The following is a 2297-nucleotide window of genomic DNA, read 5'->3' as shown; positions in this document are numbered from 1 at the left end:
ATAGAACCATAGAGGGCTTGTACAAAACAGATGTTTGGGATATAGCATCCATAATGAAGATACCCCAATCAATCATAGATAAAAGGCCATCAGCAGGCCTGTGGGAAGGGCAGTACGATGAGGAGGAACTTAAAATGAATTACAGAGAAATTGACAGAGCACTCGCAGACATATTTGACTACAGTAACTTTAAGGCTGATTATGGAAAATTAATGGAGCTCTATCTGAGATCTATGCACAAGAGGGAGCTCCCAAGGGCAATGAACTGAGATGATTATTTCCCCAGTCACCTATGATTACTACGAAATAAGTTTCATACTTATAGTTGCAGCTTTCTCCATACCAATATCAAGAAAAGCTTCAATGGTTTACATTCCTGTCCTCATAGTAATGGGTCTCATATTCGGACCATTACTGGGATTCATTAACCACAGCTTTGCAATATACATGCTATCATCCTTTGCAACAATTGGAGTGGGTATGCTGGGGCTTGTAATCATCCTCTATTATGAGTCACATAACTTCAGCCCAAGGATACTCAAAAAATATTTTACAAAGATAGCGGCACTGGATACTATCGGCATGGTTGTAACAGCAGTTGGTGCAGGAATATTCTTTTCACTGCTTACCGGTGCACCTTTTATAGTGGGCTTCATATTCGGCTCAATAATATCTCCTACTGACCCTGCTTCGCTCATACCTACATTCAAAAAGCTGAATATTAGGGATGACATATCCGGAACTCTCATTGGTGAAAGCCTATTCAACGATCCGCTGGGAATCATACTTTTAAGCTTGGGAATAGGCATACTTGCGCCTAATGTGTCGTACTCATCATTTTTTACTCTTCTTACTTCCCATGTTGGCCTGATAATGGGATTCGGATCATTCCTCATACTTGAAATTGCCATACCGGCTGCCATTGGAATAGCCTTAGGGTTTGCAATAATTTTTCTTAATAAATATTTTAATTTTGAATCATTGCTCGTTGCCCTGACTCTCGGAATTGTACTGTTTGAATTTACATCCCTTGAAGCTCTGGGAATAACGCCGTTTCCTGCAATAATCTCCACCGGTGCAATTATCGGAAATTACTCAGACAAAAGCATATTCTGGAACAGGGAGACAAACTTCAATGAAAATCTGTCTTTTATGGCCCAGTCTATAATATTTATACTGCTTGGAAGCATACTGACACGAACACAGATATTTAATTATATAGTTTTAGGCTTTGTTATATCCCTGATTGTTATATTTTTGATAAGGCCCATAGCTGTATTCATATCAATAGGGCTGGCAAACATGGGAAAGAACGTGATAAAATTCGATAACCGGACTAAGGCATTTATGTCCCTTGTAGGTCCAAGGGGTGTTGTTCCTGTGGTACTTTCAACTGTACCATTTGTCATTGGAGAGACTAACCACATACAGATCCTCATAGAATACGGGACAATAATATATGCATCTGTTTCATTTGTTGTGTTAATATCCATAATACTACAGACAGTATATGTTCCCTATGTAGGAAAACTGCTTCTTGGAGAGAGGAAATATTAATATGATAAAATTTATACCAGATATAGTGATACACAGATCAGGGCTCATAGATCAGCGGTAGATCGCTTCCTTGGCATGGAAGAGGGCAGGGGTTCAAATCCCCTTGAGTCCACACCGTTCAGTTCCACTGAGTTTTGGACTGTTTGTTCTTTTAATTTTCTAAGTGCATTTATGGCATCATCCTGGGTAGGATGGAGGTAGATTTCTGTTGAGCTTAAATCTTCATGGCCTAAAAGCCTGGCAACGTAGTAAATATCGACTCCTGCTTTTAATAACTCAGTAGCGTATGTATGGCGGGCCATGTGCGGATGGAACTTTACTCCAGCTCTTGTACCTATATCTTCGCAAATTTTTCTGAAAAAGTCATAGCTCATTTTATTCTCATATTTAGTGGTAAAAACATAATCCCTATCTTCCAGGTATTTTTCTGGAGTACGAACCTGAAAATAATCCATTAAAGCCTGCCTGGTCTCAGCAGGAAGGTAAATGATTCTTTCTTTCTGGCCTTTGCCCAGTACTTTAATGGTATCCTGGAATATATTTGAAATTTTAAGATCGCAGGCTTCTTTTAGCCTTAATCCGCAGCCAAATAATACTGAAAACATTGCTTTTTCGCGTATGCCTTTTCTTGCAGCTGCTGCCATCAATTTCTCTTTTTCCTCAGGCGTGCAGTATTTGATTCCAAAAGTTCCATATTGCCTGAAGTACTTGAATGGAGGAAATCTCTTATATTTGCTCCA

General features: G+C 39.3%; 2 protein-coding genes, 1 tRNA gene and 1 pseudogene. 3 read left to right on the top strand and 1 reads right to left on the bottom strand.

Annotated features, from left to right (window positions below; genetic code table 11):
* The 3 genes from nadE to AMDU4_RS04710 all read left to right on the top strand — a co-directional run.
* The coding region (nadE, locus tag AMDU4_RS04720; RefSeq protein ID WP_021786837.1) for an NAD(+) synthase at positions 1–269 on the top strand (269 nt) is incomplete at its 5' end.
* A 1-nt stretch (position 270) separates the two neighbouring features.
* Positions 271–1557 (top strand): sodium:proton antiporter, encoded by a 1287-nt coding sequence (locus AMDU4_RS04715; protein ID WP_021786836.1) that lies wholly within the window; start codon positions 271–273, stop codon positions 1555–1557.
* A 40-nt stretch (positions 1558–1597) separates the two neighbouring features.
* A tRNA-Ala gene (locus tag AMDU4_RS04710) sits at positions 1598–1669 on the top strand.
* A gap of 85 nt (positions 1670–1754) precedes the next feature.
* Here the strand turns inward: AMDU4_RS04710 and AMDU4_RS14145 are convergent.
* Positions 1755–2237, bottom strand: a pseudogene (locus AMDU4_RS14145) (tyrosine-type recombinase/integrase); the annotation flags it as partial.
* Between the last annotated feature and the right edge of the window lie 60 nt (positions 2238–2297).

The organism is Ferroplasma sp. Type II (assembly GCF_000496155.1).
Note: the sequence above shows the minus strand (reverse complement) of the source record. Positions and strands in the feature narration are given on the sequence as shown.